Raw genomic sequence first — 23,122 nt, forward strand, 5'->3', positions numbered from 1 at the left:
TCTTTGCGTAGTCCGAGGGGTGGGTGTGTTGGGGGGGACTAAACAGAAAACCCCCCCTTCCGGCGGTGGACCCCGCGCCCGCAGGGCGCCCGCCGCCGCAGGCGGCAACGACGGCCCGCAGTCGAACTGCAACAGCCCGCCCGGCATACACCCGGACGGGCCGCAGAGAGGTGGGGGCGTGGCCCCCGTCGCCGTCGTCAGTCGCCCGCCGCGACGGGCTCGGCCCCGGCGGGCCGCTCGGCGCCCGGCTCCACGGCCGCCTCGGCCTCGGCACGCTTGGCGGCGGCCTTCTTGGCCCGCAGGCGCATCACCAGCAGGGAACCGAGACCGAACACCACGGCGGCGGCCAGGCCGACGTAGGAGAAGCGCTTGATCCAGTCCTCGGCGACCTTGCCGACGGTGTAGATCACCGCGACGGTGCCACCGGCCCAGACGATGCCGCCCAGCACGTTGGCGATGAGGAACTTCCAGTAGGGCATCCTCAGCACGCCCGCGAGCGGACCGGCGAAGATCCGCAGGAACGCGATGAAGCGACCGAAGAAGACCGCCCACATGCCCCACTTGTGGAAGGACCGCTCGGCGGTGGCCACGTGGTCGGGCCCGAAGTGCTTGGGGAACTTGCGGCCGAGCCAGTCCAGCAGCGGCTGGCCGCCCTTGCGGCCGATCAAGTAGCCGATGGAGTCACCGACGATCGCGCCCGCGATGGCGCACGCGCCCAGCACGTACGGGTTGATGTGATCCTGCGTGGCGGCCAGCAACGTGGCGCTGACCAGGACGATCTCGCCGGGAAGCGGGATGCCCAGGCTCTCCAGTCCGATGACCCCGCCCACCAGCAGGTAGACGGCTACCGCCGGTACTGTTTCGAGCCACTCCTGGATGTGCAACGCCGGTTCCTCCCCGGTTGGTGATCAAATACCCGGCGTGCGCCACGAGGGCACACGCCGGGCAGCCTACTGGAGGAGAGGACTCATTCGCGGGGTCGCCGGTTGCTCGGACGACGGTCACGAGTGGGACAAGGCGCCCGATCGGGCCGAACTCGGCCCCAGCCAAAACCAGCCCGTCCGGCGATTGAGGACACCGCCGCCCAGCGGAAAAGGTGCGGCGCCGCGCAGCGGAAAGGTGTGGGCGCCACGGGCCGCGGCGCCCACCTACCCGTCCCGCCCGGCCAGGCCTAGGCCTTCGGCCGCAGGGTCCACACCACCGTCATCTCACCCGTCGTCGAGCCGTCCGCGCGCGTGATCGTGACCGTGACGGGGAACTCCGGGCGCTCACCCGCGTCCAGCTCCGCGACGACGTCGGCGGCCGGACGGCCCAGCTCGGCGGTGGCCGTGACCTCGCCCATGGCGAGCTTCTTGTAACCGATCTCGGCGCGCACGGCGAGCGGCACGGCCCGGGAGAGCTGGTCACCGAAGGCGGCGAGCACGATCGCGCCACTGGCGGACTCGGCCAGGGTGAACATCGCGCCGGCGTGCGGGCCCCCGACGTGGTTGTGGTAGTCGGGCTGGTCGGGCAGCCGGACGACGGCACGCTCGGCGGTCGTCTCGTCGAAGACGAGGTTGAGCGTACGGGCCATGGGCACGGTGGCCGCGAGCATGTCGCCGATCGAGGGCGTGGTCTGAGACATACCCGAAAGTTACCAGCCAGTAGCAAGGGTCGGGAAGGGGCGACGGTCATCGTCGTCACCCACGCCCTCTATGGTTATCGGCCATGTGGCCAGGACAGCAGCCGCCCGGGGGCGAGCAGAACCCGCAGGACCCGAATCAGAAGCCGAACCAGAACCCGTACCAGCAGCCGGGGTACCAACAGCCCAACCCGTACCAGCAGCCGGGCTACCAGCAGCCCAATCCCTACCAGCAGCCCGTCGGACAGTCCGTCGGGCAGCCCGCGGCGCCGGGCCATCCCGGGCAGCCGGGCGTCCCGCAGTGGAACCCGCCGGGCGCCCCCGGTGGCCCGCGGCCGCCGGGTGACCACCGCAAGCGCACCACGATGATCGCGATCGGGGCGGCGGTGGCGGTCGTGGCCGCCGCCGTGGTCACCGGGGTCGTCGTGCTGAAGGACGACGACGAGAAGCCCGCCGCGAAGGGCGGCGACGCGAAGCCGACGGCCTCCGCGCCCGCGTCCCCGGCGTCGCCGAGCACGGCGGCACCCGAGGACAACCCGCGCAACGGCGGGGAGGTCAAGCCGGTGATCGCCGGCTGGAAGCCCGTCGTCAACGGCAAGCGGCACAACGCCTTCGACGTCCCGGCGGACTGGACGGTCCGCTCCCCCACGATGTCCACCGGCTTCGAGGACGAGGACGGCCAGCCCCTGGTCACGATGTCGGGCACCGCCGTCTACAAGGAAGGGGAATGCGCGAAGAACGACCACCGGGCCGGCGCCGGCACCAAGGGCGCGCAGGGCGCCAAGAGTGAGGGATCGGCCGCCGAGATCGAATCGCTCAACTGGGTCTTCGCCGCGTTCGACCGCAAGAAGACGGGCCGCTTCGACACCACCAAGGCCAAGCCCTTCAAGAGCGACCACGGCATCACCGGCTACACCGCCTCGGCGACGGTGACGGGCGTGAAGAAGACCGACAAGTGCGTGACGGACGGCAAGGCGTTCGCCGTGACGTACAAGGACACCTCGGGCGATCTCGCGACCTGGATCCTCTACGCGGGCACCGGCTTCGACGGCGAACTCTCCGACGACACCATCAAGAAGATCATGAGTTCGCTCCGGCCGCTCACGTCTTCCTGACCGCCCCCCGGGCCCGACCGCACCTGGCCGTGCGGGCCCCGGGCCGCCGTGACGGCGGCCCGGGGCCTTGGCCCGGTGTCAGCCGATACCGAACGCACCGCCCGGCGGTTCGGGGGACGGCTCGGCGTCCGCGTCGTACACGGCGGCCGCCCCGGCGGTGAAGCGCTCCAGCATCGGTCCGTGCTCGACCCGCGCCGGGAAGGCGTCACCGGCGGCACGGCGGGCGAGCGCCGTGACCGGCAGTTCGGTGTGTGAGGCGACGAGGACGGCGTTGCCGAAGCGGCGGCCCCGCAGCATCGGGGGCTCGGCGATCAGACACACATGGGCGAAGGCCGTCGCGAACGTCGCCACCTGCGAGCGCAGAAAGGCGAAGGGCGCGCCGTCGGCGAGGTTCGCCGCGTACCGGCCCCGGGGGCGCAGCACGCGGGCCGCGCAGCGGGCGTATTCCACCGAGGTGAGGTGCGCGGGCACCCGTGAGCCGCCGTAGACATCCGCGATGATCACGTCGGCGGAGGCGTCGGGCTCGGCCTCCAGCGCTGTACGGGCGTCCGCCGCGTGCACCTCGATGCCCGATCCGTCCCGCAGCGGCAGGTGTTCGGCGACGAGGGCGATCAGGCCGCGGTCCGCCTCGACGACCCGCTGGCGCGAGCCGGGCCGGGTGGCCGCGACGTAGCGCGGCAGGCTGAGCGCGCCACCGCCCAGGTGCAGGACGTCCAGGGCCCGGCGCGGTTCGGTGGCGGCGTCCACGACGTGGGCGAGCCGTCGCGCGTACTCGAATTCGAGGTAGGTGGGATCGTCCAGATCCACATAGGACTGGGGCGAGCCGTTCACCGTCAGCAGCCAGGCCCGGGCCCGGTCCACGTCGGGCATCAGCTTGGCGGTGCCCCAGTCCACGTCCCGGGTCACGGGTATCGGTTCGTCCACTCCCCCATTGTGCCGATGCGCCCGGCTCGTCCGCTCGGCCACCCCCGCGAAACCTTCCCCATTCCGGCGGATTTTCGGCTGCGGGGTGTCCTCGATCGCAATCCGAGGGGCGCTCACCGCCACACGCGGTGCGGCTAGGTGCGCCCGGCCCGGGCGCCGTGCGCCGTGCCGACGACGAATCCGTCCATCCACATCTGTGTCATCTGCCGGGCCACCATCTTGAGCTGCAGGGCGGTGAGTACTTTCTCCAACTGCCCTTGTCGCAGCGCCAGCCTGGCGCGCCGCTCGGCCGCCAGGAACAGCACCATCTGCTCGGCCCTCGCGACCGCCCCTCCCTGTCGTTCTTCCATGACTGCACCCTAGGCGCGGCTCCGCTCGGGGGCACGCGATTATGGTTCCGCCCCCCGGGCGGGTGGGCGCCGGGTGCGTACGGGCGCGGGCGACCCGGAGGGCCCGGGTGCCCGACGTTGCCGGGGGCGGGCGGCGGGTGAGCGGCCGTGCCGGTCCCGTCCCGTCCCGCCCCGTCTCCGCGACATCACGTCCGCTTTACGCCCGCGTCGGTTACGCTCCATCGATGCTCGATTCCGCCGCGCCCTCCCCCGGTCTCGCCACGCGTTGCACGCGCGTGCTGCTGTCCCCGTGGTCCCGGCTGGGTCTGCTCGCCGGGCTGCTCGCCGCCGCCGCGGCGACCGTGCTGGTGTGCCGCCCGGAGCGGCTGCTCGCCGACGGCTGGCCGCCCCAGTTGTCCGGTGGCGCCGCCGTCGTGCTGTTCGCGGTGGCGTACGGACTGTGCACCGCGGCGTTCGTGCCGCGCCCGATCCTGAATCTCGCCGCGGGCGCGCTCTTCGGCGCGCAGTTCGGTACCGCCGCCGCGCTGGCGGGCACGGTCCTCGGTTCGGGCATCGCCTTCGGCCTGGGACGACTGCTGGGGCAGGAGGCGTTGCGTCCCCTGGTGCGCGGGCGGTGGCTGCGGGCCGCGGACCGGCAGCTCAGCCGGCACGGCTTCCGCTCGATGCTGGCGATCCGCCTCTTCCCGGGTGTGCCGTTCGCGGCCGCCAATTACTGCGCGGCCGTCTCCCGGATAGGCTGGCTGCCCTTCCTGCTGGCGACGGGCCTCGGGAGCGTGCCCAACACCGCGGCCTATGTGATCGCGGGCAGCCACGCGTCGTCCCCCACCTCGCCGGCCTTCCTCGCCGCCATGGCCTTCATCGCGCTCACCGGACTCGCGGCGGTCGTCGTGGCCTGGCGCAAGCGGGACCGGATGCGCGCGTCCGCCCAGCACCCCTCGTCATGACCTTGGCCGGTTGACGAGGGGCTCGGGGACCGCCCGCGCGCCCGGCGCATGACCACCGCAGAACGACAAGGCGGTCACACCACCACACGCCCTGTCACACTATGAAGCCATCCGATTACCCTCAGCGTTCGAAGCTCGGTGGCCGAGCCGGGCACGCACGGCAGGAGGGGCCGCATGACGGAGCAATCAGCAGACGACGCGGGCGCGGACGCCCGTTCGGACCTGGATCCAGAGGTGGCGAACGCCGACCGGACGGCCGCCACCCCCGTAACCGCCGAGGACGCCGTGGAGGTCGAAGCCGAGGGCGTCGTCCGCCACCGGCCGGGCATGTTGGTCACCGAGGAGCACGCACCGGAGAGCGGCGCGGGCCCGAGCTTCCGACTCACGCCGTCCGAGAGCTGAGGGGAATCCGATGTCGCTGTCCTTCCGCAACAGCTATCGCACCCTCGTCTCGGTGGCCTACATCAAGCGCTTCCCGAACTGCCCGGAGGGCTGGCTGAAGCGCGGCTGGTGGAACATCCAGCCGGGCGCGACGGTCACGGTGGACGGTGCGAACGTATCGGCCGTCAACCGCTTCTGGTACTTCCACGCCGAGGCCACCGACGGCGCGGTGTGGGCGGGGCCGATCGTCACGTGCGTCACGAACAACGCCTTCGAATGGTGCCTCAACCGATGTGACCCGCCGACCCGAAACGAGGGCTTCCGCGAGTTCGACGTCAATGGGTTCACGAACTACACGATCAATCTGACGCCTTGACGCCCTGACGGCCTTTCGGAGGGGGAAAGCCGAAGGGAAAAGCCTCCTCCCCTCCGACTCCCCCCTCCGAACGAGCCGTGGCCTTCGTCGAGTCAGGACGTCACGCCGTGGGCACCCGGTCGAGAAATCCGAGAACGCTGCGGATCCGGCCGTCCGCGGCAAGCGTGATCACGTCGAACCCCGCGACGGGCGCGGACCCGTCGGTGGTGGAAACCAGCTCCCAGCCGAACCGCGCGGTGTCGTGGTGCCCGTCGACCGTGCCGGTGTGCCGGAACTCGAAGCCGGGAAACTGCCCATGCGCACCCGTGATGACCGCGGCGAGCTGCTCGTGCCCGCTGACCTCGGCAAGCGGGTCGGTGTAGGACCCGTCCTCCGTCCACGCGGCGGCGACCGCCTCGGCGAGAACGGCGGGGTCGGTGGCGTTCCAGGCCTCGAAGTACCGGGCGACGGCGGTCTCGTACTGCGACATGGTGGTTCTCCTCGTTCGATGCTGACTAGCGGAGTAAGGGGCTGGAACACGGATTTCGAGCCGGAGGGCGCCGGCCCGAAATCCGCTGCCCTCAGCATGCCGAGAGGGCGCGAAACGCGCGATTACCTCGCAGGTAAGGGAAACCCGCCCGGTCAGCGCGGCCGCCGCTCTTCGCGCTTGGTGTCTTTCAGCGGGCGCTTGTAGTAGCGCCAGGGGAAGGAGCCGGTGCCGACCTGGGTCCAGCCTTCGGTCTCCATGCGCCGGTGCCGGCCGCCGACCGCGAAGGGTACGCGGCGGTGCTCCCAGGGCCGATCGGAGGCCTCCACCACGTGGTACAGCGGTCCGTAGTCGACCAGTTGCCAGCGTTCCAGGCCCGCTTCGGCGAGGGCCTGCATCTCGTCGAAGGCCGTCAGCGGGGTCAGCACCCGGCGCTCGCCGAGTCCGTCGCCGCTCGCGGCGGGGGCCGCGTCGCCCTTGACGGCGAACCGCTGCTGGGCGGCCTGCCGGCTCACTCCCAGGATGCGGCCCACGGTGTCCCAGCTGTGACCCGCCGCCCGCGCGCCCCGGACCGCCTCGCGCAGGAGCCGGCTGGACTCCTCGGCGCCGACCCGGGTGGCGGCGACCAGGCGCAGATACCCGTCGGGGTCGTGCTCCAGGGATTCGGCCAGCCCGTCGGGCGCTCCGAGGACGGCCCCGGCGATGCCTTCCCGGATGCGGGCGGTCTCGTGGGCGCTGAGTGCTTCCGCGGCGCTCATCGGCGCTCACCCGCGGCGGGCTCCGCGTGGTCGGCCGGGCGCAGCGGTTCGAGGGCGTCCAGGGCCTCCAGGTCCCGCCGCAGGCGCGCCTCCTCGGTCCCCGCCGCGTCGGCGGCCGACTGCAGGCGCATCGCGCCGAAGAGCGCCCCCATGGCGGCGACAAGGAGAAGCTGGGCGCCGACGAGGGCGGCGAAGGCGCCGTTGCCCAGGTGGTCTACGGACGTCACGCCCACGGCGATGAGGGAGGTCGCAACGGTCAGCATGCCGAGGACGGCGGAGAGAAGGGCGGGCTTGGCGGCGGACGCGGACCGCATCGGGGTGATCATGGCGTCAATGTTTCCTTGACGCCATGATCTTGTCAATATTTTCTTGACACTCGTCCCGCGCGGTCCGCCGCGGCCCGCCGCCCGGTTCAGCCCGGCAGCACGATGGCCGTCACGATCAGCCCGGCACCGGCCGTCCACCGGCCGGAGAAGCCGTCCAGGCGGTGCCCGTCCACCACGGGGCCGGGCACCAGCAAGCGGGCCGAGAAGGTGCGCGCGCCGGGGTCGACGTCGATCTCCGCCTCCGAGAAGTCCAGCTCACGGCCGGTCAGCGGATACCAGGTCTTGAACACGCTCTCCTTCATGCTGAACAGCAGCCGGTCCCAGTGCGGCCCGGAGCCGGCGGCGGTACGCGCGTGCACCCACCGGAGTTCGCTCGGCAGCGCGATGAGGTCGAGCACACCGTCCGGCAGCGGCCCATCGGGCTCGGCGTCGATGCCGATCGAGGCCGCATCCCCCGCCCTGGCCACGACCGCCGCCCGGTAGCCGTCGCAGTGCGTCATGCTGCCGACCATCCCCTCGGGCCACTGCGGCGCACCGCGCGGGGTGGGGATCAGAGGCACGGGTGCCAGCCCGAACCGGCCGAGCGCACGCCGGGCACACGACCGTACGGCGGCGAACTCACGCTGCCGCTTCGGCACCGCTCGGGCCACGACCGCCTTCTCCTCCGGGAAGAGGCCGTCGTCCGCGTCGTCCGGCAGATCGGCGAAGGTCTCCACGCCGACCACGGCCGTGGGCAGTATCTCCTCGATCACCGCGCTCCCCCCGGGCCGGCCGCGGGGCGCTGGGGCAGGATCTGCCGCAGCGGGTCGCGCGGGGTGCGGGTGCGCCATTCACGCGGATAGCCGATCGAGACCTCCTCGAACCGCACCCCGTCGCTCCAGGTCACCCTCGGGATGTGGAGATGTCCGTAGACGACGGCGGTGGCGCGGAACCGCACATGCCAGTTCGCTGTCAGCTCCGTGCCGCACCACTGGGCGAATTCGGGGTAGCGCAGGATCCTGGTGGGCTCGCGGGTCAGCGGGAAGTGATTGACGAGGACGGTGCGGTGCCCGGGGTCCACGGCCGCGAGGCGGCGCTCGGTCGCGGCCACCCGGGCGCGGCACCAGGCGTCCCGCCCGGGGTAGGGGTCCGGGTGCAGGAAGTGCTCGTCCGTGCAGACCACGCCCGACTCGTAGGCGACGCGCAGCGACTCCTCCTTCGTCGTCGCCCCGGGGGCCCGGAACGTGTAGTCGTAGAGCAAGAAGAGCGGGGCGACCGTCACCGGCCCGTCCTCGCCCTGCCACACCGGGTAGGGGTCCTCAGGGGTGGAGATCCCGAGGGAGCGGCACAGCTCCACCAGGTGCAGATAGCGCTGCTCGCCCCGCAGGTCGACGGGGTCCTTGGGGTGGGTCCACAGCTCGTGATTGCCCGGCGCCCAGATCACTTTGGCGAAGCGGCCGCTGAGCAGGCGCAGTGCCCATTCGATGTCCGCGTACAGCTCGGCGACGTCTCCGGCCAGGATGAGCCAGTCGTCCTCGGACTCCGGGCGCAGCGACTCGATGATGGCGCGGTTCTCCTCGTACGCCACATGCAGATCACTGACAGCGAGCAATTTCCTCTGGGGCACAGTGGCATCCTTCTCGACGGAGCCCCCGCCCCACTGCCTCGCGGCCGGCGGCAGGCCGGGCTCGCGGCCGGCCGATCCGGTCCCTCAACTGCGGTGTTGGCCCCGCTCGTTCATCCACAGACATTTTCCGGCACGTGTGGACCAGATACTGCCATATCGCCCTGATGATGTTGTGTGGCCTGTTGCCCATGTCACAGGCCGACGCGGCGGCCTGTGACCTCCGTGGGCGTGCCCGAAGGGCCGTTACGAGGCGCTACGCGGCGACGCTCACCACGGCACCGTCTCGTCGACCGAGCCGTCCATGCTGCCGCGGAAGCTTCCCGTCGGACCGTCCACGCCCATGAGGGCGAGGCGTACGGGCACTTCGGCGCCCTCCTCGGGGGTGCGGGTCCCCCGGCTGAAGGGCGAGCCCGCGTTGAGATCGGTGGCCACCAGCCCGGGGTTGGCCACATTGACCCGGATGCCGGCCTCGCGCAGCGCGTTGGCGTAGACGATGGTGATGGCGTTGAGCGCGGCCTTGGAGGAGCTGTAGGGCAGCAGATTGCGGGTGGAGATAGGGTTGTCCGGGTCGCTGAGCAGGCTGAGCGACCCGAGCGGGCTGGACATGTTCACCACTCGGGCCGCACCGGACTTGCGCAGCAGCGGGATACAGGCCTGGGTCACGGCGACGGTGCCGAAGACGTTGACCTCGAAGGCCGTACGCATGTGCTCCCTGGTGACCTCCGGCACCGTGACCCCCCATTCGACGACCACACCGGCGTTGTTGACGAGGACGTCGAGCCGTCCGGATTCCGCCTCGATCCGCTGGGCCGCGGCGTCGACCTGGGCCTGGTCGGTCACATCGAGCTGAAGGAATCGAACATCCAGTCCCTCTTCGGTGAGTTCACGGGCCGTCTCACGACCGCGCCGTTCATCACGGGCGCCGAGGTAGACGGTCATTCCCTCTCCGGCCAGGCGTCGGGCGATGTGCTTGCCGATGCCCTTGTTGGCGCCGGTCACCAGCGCTACCTCGCCGTGGTGCTGTCCATCGGTCATCGTGAAGCCTTCCGCAGTGGGTGGTCCGGGTCGGTTCTGGTGGTCAGCCTAGTAATTTCCGAGGCCTCCGCACACGTTCAGCGCCTGTGCCGTCACCGCGCCGGCCCGGTCGCTGATCAAGTACTCCACCATGGCCGCGACCTCGTCCGACTCCACGTACCGGTGGATCGGCACCCGGGTCGTGATCCGGTCGAACGCCTCGTCGGTGGACACGCCCCAGATCTCGGCGTAGTGCGCGCGGACCCGCTCCGCCATCGGGGTCTCGACGAAGCCGGGGCACACGGCGTTCACCGTGATGCCCGTCGGCGCCAGCTCCAGTCCGAGCGCCTTGGTGAAGCCCACGACACCGTGCTTGGACGCCGAATAGGGGGCGGCGTGGATCACGCCCTGCTTTCCGCCCGTCGAGGCGATGTTGATGATGCGTCCCCAGTCCTTCTCCCCGAGCCCGCCGGTGGTGAGCACGGCCTTGGTCATCAGGAACACACTGTTGAGATTGGTGTTGATGACGTCGAACCACAGCTCGTCGGGGATCTCGGCCGTGGCGCCGCCGCCGCTGCGCCCGGCGTTGTTGACCAGGATGTCGACTGGGCCGAACCGGTCGACGGCCGCCTGGACGAACTGCCGCACCTGATCGGGCGAGGAAACGTCACAGGGGCTTCCGTCCACATCGAAGCCCCTGTCCTGGAGCGACTTGACGCTCTCCGCGAGGACCTCCTCCCCTCGCGCGCACACATAGACGCGAAGGCCCTGCTGGGCCAGCCGCTCGGTGATGACAAGGCCCATTCCGCTGGTGGCACCGGTGACGATCGCGACCGGCCTGCCGGTTCGTGCCATATCCCGTTCCTCCCACTCACGCCGCAGCACTCGCAATGGGGCTCAGCGTGGCCCGCCCCACTCGAAGCTCGCTCGGACACTCCTTGATCCGGGACCCCCTCCGTGGGCCCACGGCCGCACGGGTCCGTACGCCCTGCGCTCCCACCGGCCCTGCTGCCGGTCCCGCCGATCCGGCCGATCCTCGAGCCAACCGCGATCCGACGCGGCCACGGTGACGACAGTTGCCGCCGCCTCCCGGAGGATCCCCATGACAGCGATCGACACCCGTACCGCCAGCACCTCGCTCTACGCCGAGGTCCAGCATTTCTACGCCCGGCAGATGCAGCTGATGGACCGTCGCGACTTCGAGGCGTTCGCGGACACGTTCACCGAGGACGGCGAGTTCAGCCACTCCCCGGGCCAGCTGGCTCGGGGCCGCGCGGGCATCGTGGCCGAGCTGGTGGAGTTCCACCGGCGGTTCGACGCCGACCCCGTCGTCCGCAGGCACTGGTTCAACATGATCGTCCTCGATCCGCAGGAGGACGGTTCGCTGCGCGCGACCTACTACGCCTATGTGATCAACACCCGGCCCGGCAGTGAACCGCAGCAGGGCCCCGTCTGTGTGGTCACCGATGTTTTGGTGCGCGTCGGCGACGCACTGGTGAACCGCTCCCGTCGGGTCAGGCAGGACCGGCTGCTCCTGGAGCCCGCGTCAAGCCCGTCCGGCGACTGAGGACGCGCCGCGGGGCACCCGCCGCCGCGGGCGGCACAGGCCGCCCGCGGACGGCACGGGCCGCCCGCGGCCAGGCGACCTGCCGGTCTTGGCCCTATCGTTCAGCACGGGCCGCATACTCGGCGGCGTACGCCATCGTCGTCGCGCTGTTACGGCCGAGCGCCTCGCGGATGAACTTCCGCGCGTCGGCCAGGTCGCGGCCCGTGCCGAGCACCGCCTCCACCGCGCCCGGGTCGATCACGACCGTGTGCCGGGAGGACAGGACCGCCCCCGCACCCGCCTCGGCCCCCTCGGTGAAGGTCCACAGCCCGCTGTGGCCGAGGAGCAGCTTCGGCGGCAGCGTCTGCTTGTAGGCGATCCATTCCGGCGCCCGGCACACCCGCACCGACCGGGTGGTGTGGCGGGCCCCGTCCGCCGTCACCGTTTCCATCTCCAGGTCCTGGACGCCCGGGGCGGGCTCGGCGAGCCGGACACGGTCGACATGGGGCAGCCGGTCGGCCCAGAGATCGGCCCGCGCCACGAAGGTGTAGGCGTCGGCGGCCGCACCGGACAGCTCGACGGTGTCGGTGAACGTGAGGACGATGTCCTCGGGGGCATGGCCGCACTCCGCCGCGCGCGCCAGCGCGGCCAGCTCCTCCGGGCTGTTGCGGTCGAGTGCCGCGGTGACCCACGCCACCGTTTCGGGGCTGTCGTCGACGGCCGAGAAGGAGTGCCGCAGCACCACCTCGGTGCGCCCGCCCGGCAGCTCGCGGAAGAGCCATCCGCCGCCGATCGACGCGATCGGCGGCCGGCTCGCCTCTTGAGCGAAGATCACCCGCAGCCCGTCCGGGTCCAGCGTCCGCCGGGACACCCAACTGCTGACCTCGCCGTTCACGGTCGCCCACAGCTCGAAGCGCTCCGCGCGTTCGGAGCGCTCCAGATGACGGACGTGAACGCTGGGGCCGAAGAGAGCCGGCCACACGGTCACGTCGGCGACCAGGCCGTACAGCACCCGGGGCGGCGCTGCGACGACCCGGGTGTGCTCGGTGTGATGCTCATGGGTGGTTTCCATGGCCCCCAAGCTGCTGCAACCGGCTCGAAGACCGCTCGAGGTCGCGTAGGGGCCCGTCGTAACCGCCTGTGGCGGCGGGCGCCCTGCGGGCGCGTCCTCAATCTCCCCCAGCGGGCTCTATTCGAGCCCCGTCCGGCGATTGAGGACGCCGCCGTGCAGCCGTGGTGCGGGCGCCACGGGCCGCAGCGCCCGCCCACATGGTCCGCCGGACAGGCCCTAGTGGGCGGTCACCGACAGCGAGTGCCGGAAGACGTTCTTCGGGTCCCAGCGGGCCTTCGTCCGCTGCAGCCGGCGGTAGTTGTCGCCGAAGTAGAACGCGTGCCAGGGCACTCCGGACTTGTTGAACTTCGGATTCGTGATGTCCAGGTCGGGCGCGTTGATGTTGCAGCCCTCGTAGCGGTCGCCGGGCACGGGGTAGCCGCCGGTCGACTCGAAGACTTGGCCGTAGATGTCCCGTACCCAGCCCAGGTGCCGGGCGTCCTCGGCCGCCTCGACCCAGAAGTTCTCGAACATCGCGACGAGCGCCGACCTGCGCTGGGGCAGTGCGGTGTCCCCGGGGGCGAGCGCGTTCATCCTGCCGCCGGCCATCGCCCCGAGCTGGATCATCGCGGTGCCGGGGCTGGTGTTCGCGTAGTCCGTGCGCGTCATGTGGCGGTAGATGGCCGCGCACTGCTCCTCGGTGAACGACTGCCGCAAATAGGCGTGCTTGACGGCGCCGCGCAAGGTCGCGTTGGTCATCACCGTGGGGTTGCTGGTGTCGATCGTCACGGTCGAAGCCATCCAGGGCAGCCGCCGGTGCGGAAACGGCCCGGAGATGCCCGTGTTGGCGGTGACCGCGCCGAGGTAGTCCTCGAGCAGCTTCTCCGCGTTCGGCGCGGCCGCGTCGACCTGGGTGAGCATGCCGATCCCGCCGCTCGACGCGTGCTGGACGAACAGCAGACCGCACAAGGCCGAGGTCGGTGAGGCCGGATCGCTGTTCTCCACGTACCACTGGCACTGGTTGCGCAGCAGATGGGTGAAGGTCCTCTCGTTCATCTGCTGCCACGGCGCGAACGCCGTGCTGATCAGCACCTCGCGCGGCGGCTGCGGGAGTTGCTCGGCCGGGCGGCTGCCCGTCGCCCCGCGGCTGCGGAACCAGAACTTCGTGATGACGCCGAAATTACCGCCGCCTCCTCCGCAGCAGGCCCACCAGAGGTCCTTGAGGTCGCCCGTGTCCTCCCGCGACGCGATCACGGTACGGACCTTGTTCGGGCGGTCGGCGACCACGATCTCCACGGCCTCGATGAGGTCGCAGACGTTCCCGAACTGCCGCGACAGCAGGCCGTGGCCGCCGCCGGTGGCATGGCCGCCGATCCCGACCGCGGGACAGACCCCACCGGGCAGCGTCACGCCCCAACCGCGGAAAAGCGTTTCGTAGATGTGCCCGAGCTGCGCACCGCTCTCGATGGCGAAGGCCTTGCGGCGCGGGTCGTAGTAGATGTCGTTCATCATCGACAGGTCGACGATGACTTCGACGTCCTTGTTGTAGGTGAAGTCGGCGTACGAATGCCCACCACTGCGGATGGAAAGCCGTTTTCCGCTGCTGACCGCCGCCTGGACCGCCTTCGACACATGTTCGGATTTTCCGGCCATGCGTACGGATTCAGGCGCTGCGGACCACCGGCGATTGAATCCGGAAACAAGCTCCGGATAGCGGTGGTCGTCCGGGCCGATGGACACCGGACCGAATTCCGGCGCTGTCGCCGAAACGTCTTCTCGTTCGACCGGCATGCTGATACGTCCCCCCGTAGTTCACTTTCCCCTGAGACCGGGCACGGGCGGCGCTCGCCGCCCCGAACCCCGTGTCGCGTGCGAACGGCACGCATCCTTCCATACGCCCAGATGCTTTCCAAGCAGTCTCGACGAATAGTTCACCGCGTTCCACTTCCCGCGATCCGGGTCGTTCTCGAGCGTTATTCGATCCCCTCCGTCGACGATGACTGGGCGGCCGAGCGGCGGCATGGAGAGGAGACACGTCATGGGAAACATCGAACGCGCGTTGTCCGCTGACGGGAAGGCAAGCGGAGTGGCTCGTTTCGTGGACCTCAGTGTGGCCACCCGCGACACCGCCAGCGAAGCCACGCCGGTGACGGTGGAAGTGCTCGGTCACGAGGCGGCGGCGACCGTCCTCGGACTCGCGCCGGACGACTTCCCGGACGGGATGGCCATTTCCAATGAAACCGTCACGCTCACCACGCACACCGGCACCCATATGGACGCCCCCTTGCACTACGGCCCGCTCAGCGGTGGCCTTCCGGCGAAAAGCATCGACCAGGTGCCGCTCGACTGGTGTTTCGGCCCCGGCGTCCGACTCGATGTGCGGCAGGTGCCCGCCGGCGAGGGCATCACGGTCGAACACCTCCGCGGCGCCCTGGCCGAAGCACGGCACGAGCTGTGTCCCGGTGACATCGTCCTGCTGTGGACGGGCGCCGACGCACTGTGGGGATCGGCGAAATACCTCACCGAATACGCCGGTCTGACCGGCGAGGGCACGGCGTTCCTGGTGGAGAGCGGCGTACGGGTCATCGGTATCGACGCATGGGGGCTCGACCGGCCGATGCGATCGATGATCGAGGACTACCGCCGCACCGGTGACCGGGGATATCTGTGGCCCGCCCACCTCTATGGCCGCACCCGGGAGTACCTCCAACTCGAAAAGCTCGCCCGGCTGGGCGAGCTGCCCTCGGCTACGGGATTCACCGTCGCCTGCTTCCCCGTATCCGTGGCCGGCGCGGGGGCCGGGTGGACCCGTGTCGTCGGCCTCCTCGGGTGAACTGCCGGTGCGCACGCGGCTGCCGGGCCCGGCCGACTTCGGTCGGGCCCGGCAGCCGCCGCGTCGAACCGATCCGATCCGGTTCGACTGGGCCGGCTCACGCCGGACGGGCTGTCAGCTCCGGCCGTGGACGACACTGCCCCTGGACAGCAGCTCATGTTGCAGCAGCTGCAGTTCAGGGGCAGGTTCGACGCCCAGCTCCGCGTCGAGGATGCGCCAGAGACTCCGGTAGGCCTGCAGGGCCTCCGCCCGCCGCCCGCACTTGTCGAGCGCCTTGATCAGTTGCGCGTGCAGGCTTTCGTTGAGCGGATTCTCCGCCACCAGCAGCCGGAGCTGCGGGATGATCTCCTGGTGCCGCCCCAGGCGCTGACTGGCCTCGATATGGAGATGCGTGGCCGCGAACCGGAGTTCGTTGATGTACGTCAGGTGTGCCTCGAGGACGCTCCCGATCATCATGCCGACCAGGACGGGCCCCCGCCAGAGCGCCCGCGCCTCGTCGAGACAGCCCATGGCCTCCTCGGGCCGGTCGTCGTCCAGCAGTCGCCTGGCACGCTGGACGAGCCGCTCGAAGACCGCGACGTCGATCGCGTCGTCGGGTACCTGGATGACATAGCCGGCCGGCCTGGTGACCAGCACATGCTCCCCGCCGGGCATGCCCGCGAAGATCTTCCGCGCGTGGTAGATGTACGTCTGGAGAGTGGTGAGCGCGCTGCGCGGCGCGTTCTCTCCCCATAGTTCCTCGATCAGGGTGTCCACACTGACCGTTTCGCCGTTCTGAACCAGCAGCAGGCCGATGAGCTGACTGACCTTCGACCGGCTCAGGAAGAACGAACGGTCATCGGTGACCACGATCTCGAATTGTCCGAGCAGCTTGAATTTCACCGTACTCCCCCGTAGTTGATCAGCGAACTCCGGCAAGAGAGTGATCCAGCATCGTTCGAAATTCATTCATTTCGAAAGTGGATCAACGACGTTGTCGGATCCGCCAAGCGCTACAACCCCCGTCGCCGAGACCCATTCACCCCCAAGTGGGTACGGCGATGCGCTTATGGTGCCACTCGCAAGATATCCGACGCGAACCCGCCCCGCCACATGTTTATCTGTGCGCCGCATCACACTGATCGAATTGCTGGGGAACGGCGAATCCAGCTGCTCCAATTGATGGTTGAGAGACTGCCCGAAAAATTTACCCAAGCATGAAGGTCGGATTTTCGTATTCACACCACCCGACGGGGTGGTTTTGATCTCCACGGACCGCTGTTGTCTCAGGGGTGATCTTGGCAGCAGACGGCCGGGGGCCGCCACCCCTCCCTTCGGGTAGGCCCGACAGCCCGAAAGGTCAGTACACCTCCGCCGGAATGATTGTCAGTCTGGTCCGCAGGACCTGTACTTGAGATCACAAAGGGGATGCACATGTCCGATCGTTCGGTGTCCGTCGTCATCGCGTACCACAGCGGCTACGGACATACGACCAGGATGGCCGAGGCGGCCCGCGACGGCGCGGCCTCGGTCGAGGGTGCCGTCGTCCAGATGATCTCCGTCGAAGCACTCACCGACGAGCAGTGGGCCGCGCTGGACTCAGCGGACGCGATCATCTTCGGCTCACCCACCTACATGGGCTCGGCCAGCCCGGCGTTCCACACCTTCGCGCACGACTCCAGCGGTCGCTGGTACGCCCAGACCTGGAAGGACAAGGTCGCCGCGGGCTTCACCACATCGGGGTCGATGAGCGGCGACAAGGTGAACACGCTGCAGTACTTCACCGTGCTGGCGGCTCAGCACGGCATGCACTGGGTGAACCTCGACCTGCTGCCCGGTACCTCCGAGGACGAACTCAACCGGCTCGGCGGCTGGCTGGGCGCGATGGGGCAGTGCGCCGGCGACGAGGGACCGGATGCCATGAAGAAGTCCGACCTGCTCACCGCGGCCCATCTGGGCCAGCGCGTCGCCCAGCACGCGCGACTGCTCCAGGTGGCCAGATCGGCCGCCTGACAGTGGTACGCGGCGAGGGGGAGGCCCCCGAGCACGGGGGGCTCGGGGGCCTCCCCCTCCCACGGGCCCTGACGCCGTGATGAGGGGGCCCTGCCGTCAGGCAGGGCCCCCTCATCACGGCGTCAGGCCGACAGGGCGTGGCGCAGCGCGTCGACCTGGTCGGTCACCATCCGCTGGGAGACGGCCGCGTGGGCCAGGCCGATCGACGCGTGGAACGCCCCCTGGTAGTGCCGCAGTTCGGTCTTCACTCCCGCTTGGATCAACCGATGGGCGAAGGTGATGCCCTCGTCCCGGAGCGGGTCGAACTCGCACACACCGACGAAGGCCGGCGGCAGACCGGACAGGTCCTCGGTACGGGCGGGCGCGGCGTAGTGTGTGGCCTCGCCGCCACCGAGGTAGTGCTGCCAGCTCACCGTCAGATTGGCCCGGTCGAGCATGGGCGTGTCCACGAAGGTGCGGGCGGAGAGGGTCTCGAGCCGATCGTCCAGTTGCGGAAAGAGCAGATAGAGACAGCGCAACGGCGGTCCCTGCCGGTCGCGGGCGAGCAGGGCGAGCCCCGTGGCCAGCCCGCCGCCGGCGCTGAAGCCGCCCACGCCGATCCGGTCGGTGTCGATCCCCAGCTCCGCGGCGTGGGCGACGGTCCACTCCAGGGCGGCGTAGCAGTCCTGGAGCCCGGCGGGGAAGGGGTGTTCCGGCGCGAGGCGGTAGTCCGGTGAGATCACCACCGCGCCCACCAGGTCGGCTATGCGGGTGGCGGCCGTCAATGAGGTGTCCAGGTCGCCCGTGACGAAGCCGCCCCAGTGCGGGAAGACCAGGGCCGGACGCGGACCTGACCGGTCCAGGGGCCGGTAGAGCCGCACGGTCCGCTCGGAGCCGTCGGGCACGGGAATGCCCCGGTCCTCCACCAGGACCCGCGATATCGGTTCATAGGCGGGCTGGCGGGCCATGACCTCCCGCATCGTGGCGCGCGCGGCCTCGGGCTCGGTGTAGTCGAGCGGCCTCATCCGGGGGACGAAGGGTTTCAGCTCGGCGTCGAAGTCGTAGCTCATGGTCGGCCTCCGGATACCCGCCGCCAGTTCAGAACGCGCTGCTCCTGTCGCCCGTCCGCGATCCGGGCCGAGCCGGACAGGATGAGCAGGTCTCCTTTGAGGAGGAGGTCGCGGATCTGCCGGGTGCCGACCATATGACGGTGTGAGCTGACGGTGACCTCGTGGACGATCTGCCGTTCGGACAGCTGCCAGGTACCGGCGTAGCCCATGAAGCGGGTGACCGGGCCGGCGCCCGGGCCGGGCTCGTCGTCGGCGCGCATCATGCTCACCGTCATGCGCCGGTCGGCGCTGTAGATCAGCAGCCCCTCGGGGGCAGGGCCCAAGGGGCCTTCGCTGACGCCTCCGTCCTCGTCGACGCCGACGTAGGACTCGAGCTGCCATGCTCCGATCAGGTCGGCCGGGGAGACCGCGTTGCTCGCCGTGTTCGTCATGCGGACCGGACGGGTTTGCTCGACACCGTGAACCTGCGCATGCGGAAGCCCGCGCCCTGGCCGAACAGACGGTTGGACGCCAGGCTCGCGTCGTCGAGGAAACGCTGCGGGGTGGGCTCGCCCGTCGTCGGGTCGTAGTAGTACTTCGGTGTGGTGGTCAGCCGGACCAGACCGGAGCCGGGCCGGCCGGGCAGCCCTCCGTCGAGGAAGTTGAACAGCCCCATTCCGCAGGCCAGCTGGCGCGGCGCCACCTGTTCCTCGACTCCGCCGTGGTCGACCACCAGATGGTCGCGCGATGCCAGCCGATGGCCGATCCGGTCGAGCCGGAAGACCTCCCGGCCGTCCAGGAACCAGGTGACCACGCCCCGGGAGCCGTTGTAGGAGATCTTGAGGTGATGCTCGTCGTGGGGGGTGCGGCGGGCGACCGGGACGGTGTGCAGGAAGGAGGCGTAGTCGCCCAGCTGGGCGCGTGCGTTCGGCAGCCGCTCGTAGTAGACGTAGACCGCCTCGTTGGTGAGGGAGAACTCGAAGGCGACGTCGGATTCGGGATCCTGGAGGGCCAGGCAGGCCGAGGCGAGCCGGGGGTCGGCGCCGGGATCGGGCACGCCGGGGCCGAAGGGGTGGGCGGCCACGCCGTAGGCCGCGCCCGACATCCGTGCCTCGCAGGTCAGTTCGTGCCCCGGGTCGGTGTCGAAGCCGAGGATGCCGCCGGAGGACTGCTTGTTCGCGTAGACGAGCCATTTGACGTGGTCGAGGGTGCCCGGCAGCCCGCTGGGGTCGTTCTGGCCCAGGGACATGGTGAAGGCGGGCTCGCCGGTCTTCGGGTTCGTCCCGGCGGCGACGACCCGCAGCCCCTCCCGGGAGGCGACGGCCACGCCGTCGTGGCCCACCTGGGTGCCGAACGGCAGGAACGCGTAGCGGGCGTCGGGGCCCTCGGTGCTGAAGCCGTCGGAGAAGTCGTCGTCCCAGACGATGTGCTGCGTGGTCATATGTTTGCCTTTCCTGGAAAAAAGCGAACCCTTTTTTGCGCGCGAACCGATTTTCAGAGTTTTCCGGCAGTGAAGGGGCGAGCACCTCGGCGAAAATGTCCGAGTCGTCTTGATACCCGACCCGGGCACCTCGAATTCGCCGAGTGCGCGGCGCATCCGGGCGATTGCCATATCGTGCCGCGTGCCCATCGCCCTATCGGGCCTGGCGTCGATCGGTCGACGATGACGCTCATCGGGGCATTTATGTCAGGTGAGCCTGCCGTCGTTGATCCGCAGTAGCTCCGCCTCGACCGTGATCGCCGATCCGAACTGCCGGAAGCGGGCTCGCCTTCCCACCCGCAGGGCGGCTTCCCCGAGCCCGGCCAGTTCATGGAGTTCACCGCTCAGGGCGGCGCGGAGCCGTTCGGCCGCCGCCCAGGGCGCGGCACCCGTGCCCCCGTCCGGCTCGGGCAGCACGGCGTCGACCACGCCGAGGCGGAGGAGCTCCCGGGCGTTCAGCCCGAGGGCCCGCGCCGCGGTGGGCGCGGCGGAGGGGTCCTTCCAGATGATCTCGGCGCATCCCTCGGGGCTGATCACCGAATAGATGCTGTTCGCGTACATGAGCACCCGGTTGGCCACGGCCAGGGCCAGTGCGCCACCGCTGCCGCCCTCGCCGATGATCACACTCACGACCGGCACGGACAGGGTGGCCATGAGCCGGAGGTTCTCCGCGATGGCCATGGACTGGCCTTGTTCTTCCGCGTCGGCGCCGGGGTGGGCACCGGGGGTGTCGACGAGGGTGACGACGGGCAGCCCGAGCTTGTCGGCGAGGCGCATCAGCCGGGCCGCCTTGCGGTATCCGGCCGGTGAGGCCATGCCGTGACGGTGCCGGTCGAGTTCGGCGGTGGTGTGCCCCTTCTGATGGGCGAGAACCATCACGGGTATGGCGTCGATCCAGGCGGTGCCGCCGATGAGGGCCGGGCATTCGCCGGAGGCCCGGTCACCGTGCAGTTCCTGGAAATCGTCGAAGGCGAGACCGAGGTAGTCGAGCGCGGTGGGGCGGTCGAGGGACCGGGCCCTGCCCACCTGGTCCCAGGGGTCGGCGTCCGGGAGCGTGTTCGGGTCGGTGACCACGGGCGCGGACGGTCGCGCCGTGCTGGCGTACCGCCCGCAGACCTTGGCCCCGCCGATCCGCAGCAGCTTGCCCAGCTCGGCCCGGAGCGCGGACCGCTCCACGATCATGTCGACGAAGCCGCGCTCGAGGAGGAACTCCGCGGTCTGGAAGTCCTCCGGCAGCCGCCGGCGGGTGGTCTGTTCGATCACCCGCCGCCCGGCGAAGCCGAGACGGGCGCGCGGCTCGGCGATGATGACGTCGCCCAGGGTGGCGAAGGAGGCCGCGACACCGCCGTAGGTGGGATCCGTGATCACGGAGATCGACAGGATGCCGGCCTTGTCCAGCTCGCCGAGCGCCGCGCTGGTCTTGGCCATCTGCATCAGCGACAGCACGCCCTCCTGTATCCGGGCGCCGCCGGAGGCGGTCACCATGATCAAGGGGACGCGCTCCTCCTGGGCGGTCTCGATGGCGAGCGTGATCAGCTCGCCAACCGCGGTGCCCAGGCTGCCGCCGAGGAATCGGAAGTCCATCACGGCGACGATCGCGGGGTGGCCCTCGATGGTCGTCCTGACGCAGAGGACCGCCTCGCGCATGCCGGTGTGCCGCTGGGCGCGGGAGAGCCGGTCGGTGTAGGCGACGGTGTCCACGAAGTGGAGCGGATCGGAGTTGCTCACGGTGAAGGGCAGCGGTTCGAAGCGGCCGTCGTCGGCGAGCTGGGTCAGGCGCTCCCGGGCGGTCACGGGGAGATGCAGACCGCACTCCGGGCAGACGTGGAGGTTGCGGATCAACCGCTCGCCGTGGACCGGCACCCGGCAGCCGTGACACGGCACCCATCCGACCTCGGCGGTCTCTTCGGTCGTCTCAGTCATCCTTGGTCTCCTGATCACCGTCTGGTGCACGGGGGTGTCGGGGTGCGGGGCCCGGTCAGATCTCGATGACTTGATGGGCGTAGGCGGTCGCGGCGGACTCGACCTGCAGCCCCTGGTGTCCGGCGATGGAGTTGGCGTCGCGCCAGAAGCGCTGGACGGGGTTGCTGGTGGCCTGGCCGGTGGTGCCCACGCTGCGGAACAGCCGGTTGACGACGCCCACCAGGATGTCGGTGGCCATCGCGCAGTCCCGCCAGCTCCGCATGGTGTCCAAGGTGGTGATGCCGGGCCCGGAGTCGGCGGTGGCCGCCGCGCGTTCGAGGAGCATCTCCGCGGCGTCGATCTCGGTGGCGCCGCGGGTGAGGACGACGTCGTAGGAGGTGCGGTGGAACGTCGGCATCCCGGCCAGTGCGGGCTTGGGCTGCTTCGCGGCCGCCCGGATCTTCGGAGTGACGTAACCGGTCCAGGCCTTGAGGGCTCCCTTGGCGGCGCCCAGCGCGGGCGTGGCGAACATCATCGTGGTGGCCTGCATCGGGATCGCGTGGCACGGCTCGGCCGAGTCGGGCGCCCGGCCGGTGAACAGGTCCTCGCGGCTGACCGTGCGGGCCGCGGGGACCATGACGTCCTCGACGATCACCGTATTGCTGCCGGTGGCGGCCATGCCCACGTTCTCCCAGGTGTCGACGGTCCGCCAGGCCGTCCGCGGCACGGCGAACATCCGGGGCTCCGGCCGGCCGTCCCGGTCGGTCATCGCGGCCAGCAGAGCCCAGTCCGCGTAGTCGATCGCGCTGACGAACGGCCAGGTGCCGGTGAGGCGGTAACCGCCGGGAACGGGCTCGGCCCTGCCGATCGGGGTCAGGGCCGCCACCAGGAAGGCGTCCGGGCCGTCGGCCCAGACCTCCCGGTACCCCTCGGCGGGCAGGTGCGCGGCCATCCGGGAGACGTGCGCGGCCAGCGACGCGCACCAGGCGGTGGCGGTGCACCCCTCCCCGACGGCACTCACCGCGCGGTTCAGCTCCAGGAAGGTGCCGACGCTCCCCCCGCAGTCGGCCGGAACGAAGTGGCGGGGAAAGCCCGCGGCGACGACGGACTTGACCACATCGGGATCGAGCCGACGGTTGGCCTCCGCGGCGGCCGCGCTCCGGGCCGCGGCCTCCGCGACCTCGCGTGCCGCCGACGACAGCGTGGTTGACGTCAGGTCCATCCTGATTCGCTCCTCGGCTCGGGTGAATCGACTCGGGTGAATCGGCTCGTGGGAACCCGGCAACCGCTGTACGGCCGGTCGACCACGACAGCCAAATCTCGTCGCCCCGGTTCGCAGATCGCTCGATCCTCGCTTGAGCCCACGAGCGGGTCCGCCGCCGCTCACACCGACCGTCGGCGGGGCGCCG

At 70.3% G+C, this 23,122-nt stretch carries 26 protein-coding genes; 7 read left to right on the forward strand and 19 right to left on the reverse strand.

All coding sequences use genetic code 11. From position 1 onward, the window contains the following. Window positions 1-197 precede the first annotated feature (197 nt). Together ACZ6MA_RS22420 and ACZ6MA_RS22425 are read right to left on the reverse strand one after the other, a co-directional pair. Window positions 198-884 carry a DedA family protein gene (locus ACZ6MA_RS22420; RefSeq protein WP_469435680.1) on the reverse strand — a complete coding sequence of 229 codons (687 nt, stop codon included), beginning with the start codon at window positions 882-884 and terminating at the stop codon, window positions 198-200. Between the two features lie 287 nt (window positions 885-1,171). Next, on the reverse strand, window positions 1,172-1,624 hold the full coding sequence (locus ACZ6MA_RS22425; protein WP_469435681.1) for a DUF4442 domain-containing protein: 453 nt from the start codon (window positions 1,622-1,624) through the stop codon (window positions 1,172-1,174). Window positions 1,625-1,707: 83 nt separating this feature from the next. On the opposite strand from ACZ6MA_RS22425, the gene ACZ6MA_RS22430 reads away from it, so the two are divergent. Then, on the forward strand, window positions 1,708-2,736 hold the full coding sequence (locus ACZ6MA_RS22430) for a DUF8017 domain-containing protein (RefSeq protein ID WP_469435682.1): 1,029 nt from the start codon (window positions 1,708-1,710) through the stop codon (window positions 2,734-2,736). 78 nt (window positions 2,737-2,814) lie between these two features. On the opposite strand, the gene ACZ6MA_RS22435 is transcribed toward ACZ6MA_RS22430, so the two are convergent. Continuing rightward, the gene (locus ACZ6MA_RS22435) at window positions 2,815-3,660 is read right to left on the reverse strand and encodes a spermidine synthase (RefSeq protein WP_469435683.1); all 846 of its coding nucleotides are present in this window, start codon (window positions 3,658-3,660) and stop codon (window positions 2,815-2,817) included. A 134-nt stretch (window positions 3,661-3,794) separates the two neighbouring features. After that, window positions 3,795-4,010 (reverse strand): hypothetical protein, encoded by a 216-nt coding sequence (locus ACZ6MA_RS22440; RefSeq protein WP_469435684.1) that lies wholly within the window; start codon window positions 4,008-4,010, stop codon window positions 3,795-3,797. Window positions 4,011-4,234: 224 nt separating this feature from the next. Between ACZ6MA_RS22440 and ACZ6MA_RS22445 the strand changes: the two genes are divergently transcribed. The 3 genes from ACZ6MA_RS22445 to ACZ6MA_RS22455 all read left to right on the forward strand — a co-directional run bounded on the left by ACZ6MA_RS22445 (window position 4,235) and on the right by ACZ6MA_RS22455 (window position 5,711). Beyond that, complete coding sequence (locus ACZ6MA_RS22445) at window positions 4,235-4,954, forward strand: TVP38/TMEM64 family protein (RefSeq protein WP_469435685.1); 720 nt, start codon at window positions 4,235-4,237, stop codon at window positions 4,952-4,954. A gap of 174 nt (window positions 4,955-5,128) precedes the next feature. Next, complete coding sequence (locus tag ACZ6MA_RS22450) at window positions 5,129-5,356, forward strand: hypothetical protein (RefSeq protein ID WP_469435686.1); 228 nt, start codon at window positions 5,129-5,131, stop codon at window positions 5,354-5,356. A 10-nt stretch (window positions 5,357-5,366) separates the two neighbouring features. Continuing rightward, a complete protein-coding gene (locus tag ACZ6MA_RS22455) occupies window positions 5,367-5,711 on the forward strand; it encodes a DUF1036 domain-containing protein (protein WP_469435687.1) in 345 nt (114 codons plus the stop codon). Window positions 5,712-5,811: 100 nt separating this feature from the next. Here the strand turns inward: ACZ6MA_RS22455 and ACZ6MA_RS22460 are convergent, their stop codons facing one another. From ACZ6MA_RS22460 to ACZ6MA_RS22490, 7 genes are all read right to left on the reverse strand, one after another. Then, window positions 5,812-6,180, reverse strand: coding sequence for a nuclear transport factor 2 family protein (locus ACZ6MA_RS22460; RefSeq protein WP_469435688.1), 369 nt, complete (start codon window positions 6,178-6,180; stop codon window positions 5,812-5,814). 152 nt (window positions 6,181-6,332) lie between these two features. Further along, complete coding sequence (locus ACZ6MA_RS22465) at window positions 6,333-6,935, reverse strand: hypothetical protein (RefSeq protein ID WP_469435689.1); 603 nt, start codon at window positions 6,933-6,935, stop codon at window positions 6,333-6,335. Further along, entirely contained in the window at window positions 6,932-7,261 is a 330-nt protein-coding gene (locus ACZ6MA_RS22470; RefSeq protein ID WP_469435690.1) for a hypothetical protein, read from the reverse strand. The genes ACZ6MA_RS22465 and ACZ6MA_RS22470 overlap by 4 nt, the downstream gene beginning before the upstream one ends. A gap of 86 nt (window positions 7,262-7,347) precedes the next feature. Continuing rightward, entirely contained in the window at window positions 7,348-8,013 is a 666-nt protein-coding gene (locus ACZ6MA_RS22475) for a 4'-phosphopantetheinyl transferase family protein (RefSeq protein WP_469435691.1), read from the reverse strand. Then, the gene (locus ACZ6MA_RS22480; RefSeq protein ID WP_469435692.1) at window positions 8,010-8,867 is read right to left on the reverse strand and encodes a metallophosphoesterase family protein; all 858 of its coding nucleotides are present in this window, start codon (window positions 8,865-8,867) and stop codon (window positions 8,010-8,012) included. Before ACZ6MA_RS22480 ends, ACZ6MA_RS22475 begins: the two co-directional genes overlap by 4 nt. A gap of 267 nt (window positions 8,868-9,134) precedes the next feature. Continuing rightward, window positions 9,135-9,902: an SDR family oxidoreductase gene (locus ACZ6MA_RS22485; protein WP_469435693.1), complete on the reverse strand. Its 768-nt coding sequence runs from the start codon at window positions 9,900-9,902 to the stop codon at window positions 9,135-9,137. A gap of 48 nt (window positions 9,903-9,950) precedes the next feature. Then, window positions 9,951-10,736: an SDR family NAD(P)-dependent oxidoreductase gene (locus ACZ6MA_RS22490; RefSeq protein WP_469435694.1), complete on the reverse strand. Its 786-nt coding sequence runs from the start codon at window positions 10,734-10,736 to the stop codon at window positions 9,951-9,953. A 247-nt stretch (window positions 10,737-10,983) separates the two neighbouring features. On the opposite strand from ACZ6MA_RS22490, the gene ACZ6MA_RS22495 reads away from it, so the two are divergent. After that, window positions 10,984-11,448: a nuclear transport factor 2 family protein gene (locus ACZ6MA_RS22495; protein WP_469435695.1), complete on the forward strand. Its 465-nt coding sequence runs from the start codon at window positions 10,984-10,986 to the stop codon at window positions 11,446-11,448. Window positions 11,449-11,542: 94 nt separating this feature from the next. On the opposite strand, the gene ACZ6MA_RS22500 is transcribed toward ACZ6MA_RS22495, so the two are convergent. Beyond that, window positions 11,543-12,499: an aromatase/cyclase gene (locus ACZ6MA_RS22500; RefSeq protein WP_469435696.1), complete on the reverse strand. Its 957-nt coding sequence runs from the start codon at window positions 12,497-12,499 to the stop codon at window positions 11,543-11,545. Window positions 12,500-12,715: 216 nt separating this feature from the next. Continuing rightward, window positions 12,716-14,269 carry an FAD-binding oxidoreductase gene (locus ACZ6MA_RS22505; RefSeq protein WP_469435697.1) on the reverse strand — a complete coding sequence of 518 codons (1,554 nt, stop codon included), beginning with the start codon at window positions 14,267-14,269 and terminating at the stop codon, window positions 12,716-12,718. Window positions 14,270-14,516: 247 nt separating this feature from the next. On the opposite strand from ACZ6MA_RS22505, the gene ACZ6MA_RS22510 reads away from it, so the two are divergent. After that, on the forward strand, window positions 14,517-15,311 hold the full coding sequence (locus ACZ6MA_RS22510; protein ID WP_469435698.1) for a cyclase family protein: 795 nt from the start codon (window positions 14,517-14,519) through the stop codon (window positions 15,309-15,311). Between the two features lie 114 nt (window positions 15,312-15,425). Here ACZ6MA_RS22510 and ACZ6MA_RS22515 read toward each other — a convergent pair whose 3' ends face one another. Continuing rightward, window positions 15,426-16,193, reverse strand: coding sequence for an AfsR/SARP family transcriptional regulator (locus tag ACZ6MA_RS22515; RefSeq protein ID WP_469435699.1), 768 nt, complete (start codon window positions 16,191-16,193; stop codon window positions 15,426-15,428). Between the two features lie 531 nt (window positions 16,194-16,724). On the opposite strand from ACZ6MA_RS22515, the gene ACZ6MA_RS22520 reads away from it, so the two are divergent. Then, on the forward strand, window positions 16,725-17,303 hold the full coding sequence (locus tag ACZ6MA_RS22520; protein WP_469435700.1) for a flavodoxin family protein: 579 nt from the start codon (window positions 16,725-16,727) through the stop codon (window positions 17,301-17,303). Between the two features lie 122 nt (window positions 17,304-17,425). Here the strand turns inward: ACZ6MA_RS22520 and ACZ6MA_RS22525 are convergent, their stop codons facing one another. The 5 genes from ACZ6MA_RS22525 to ACZ6MA_RS22545 all read right to left on the reverse strand — a co-directional run bounded on the left by ACZ6MA_RS22525 (window position 17,426) and on the right by ACZ6MA_RS22545 (window position 22,935). Then, window positions 17,426-18,352, reverse strand: coding sequence for an alpha/beta hydrolase (locus ACZ6MA_RS22525; RefSeq protein WP_469435701.1), 927 nt, complete (start codon window positions 18,350-18,352; stop codon window positions 17,426-17,428). After that, on the reverse strand, window positions 18,349-18,783 hold the full coding sequence (locus ACZ6MA_RS22530; protein WP_469435702.1) for a lipocalin-like domain-containing protein: 435 nt from the start codon (window positions 18,781-18,783) through the stop codon (window positions 18,349-18,351). Before ACZ6MA_RS22530 ends, ACZ6MA_RS22525 begins: the two co-directional genes overlap by 4 nt. Further along, the gene (locus tag ACZ6MA_RS22535) at window positions 18,780-19,772 is read right to left on the reverse strand and encodes a DUF6081 family protein (RefSeq protein ID WP_469435703.1); all 993 of its coding nucleotides are present in this window, start codon (window positions 19,770-19,772) and stop codon (window positions 18,780-18,782) included. The genes ACZ6MA_RS22530 and ACZ6MA_RS22535 overlap by 4 nt, the downstream gene beginning before the upstream one ends. 246 nt (window positions 19,773-20,018) lie before the next feature. After that, window positions 20,019-21,734, reverse strand: a complete 1,716-nt coding sequence (gene accD, locus ACZ6MA_RS22540) for an acetyl-CoA carboxylase, carboxyltransferase subunit beta (RefSeq protein WP_469435704.1) — start codon at window positions 21,732-21,734, stop codon at window positions 20,019-20,021. A gap of 55 nt (window positions 21,735-21,789) precedes the next feature. Then, the gene (locus ACZ6MA_RS22545; RefSeq protein WP_469435705.1) at window positions 21,790-22,935 is read right to left on the reverse strand and encodes an acyl-CoA dehydrogenase family protein; all 1,146 of its coding nucleotides are present in this window, start codon (window positions 22,933-22,935) and stop codon (window positions 21,790-21,792) included. Window positions 22,936-23,122: the final 187 nt, after the last annotated feature.

The organism is Streptomyces sp. NPDC042259, assembly GCF_055582085.1.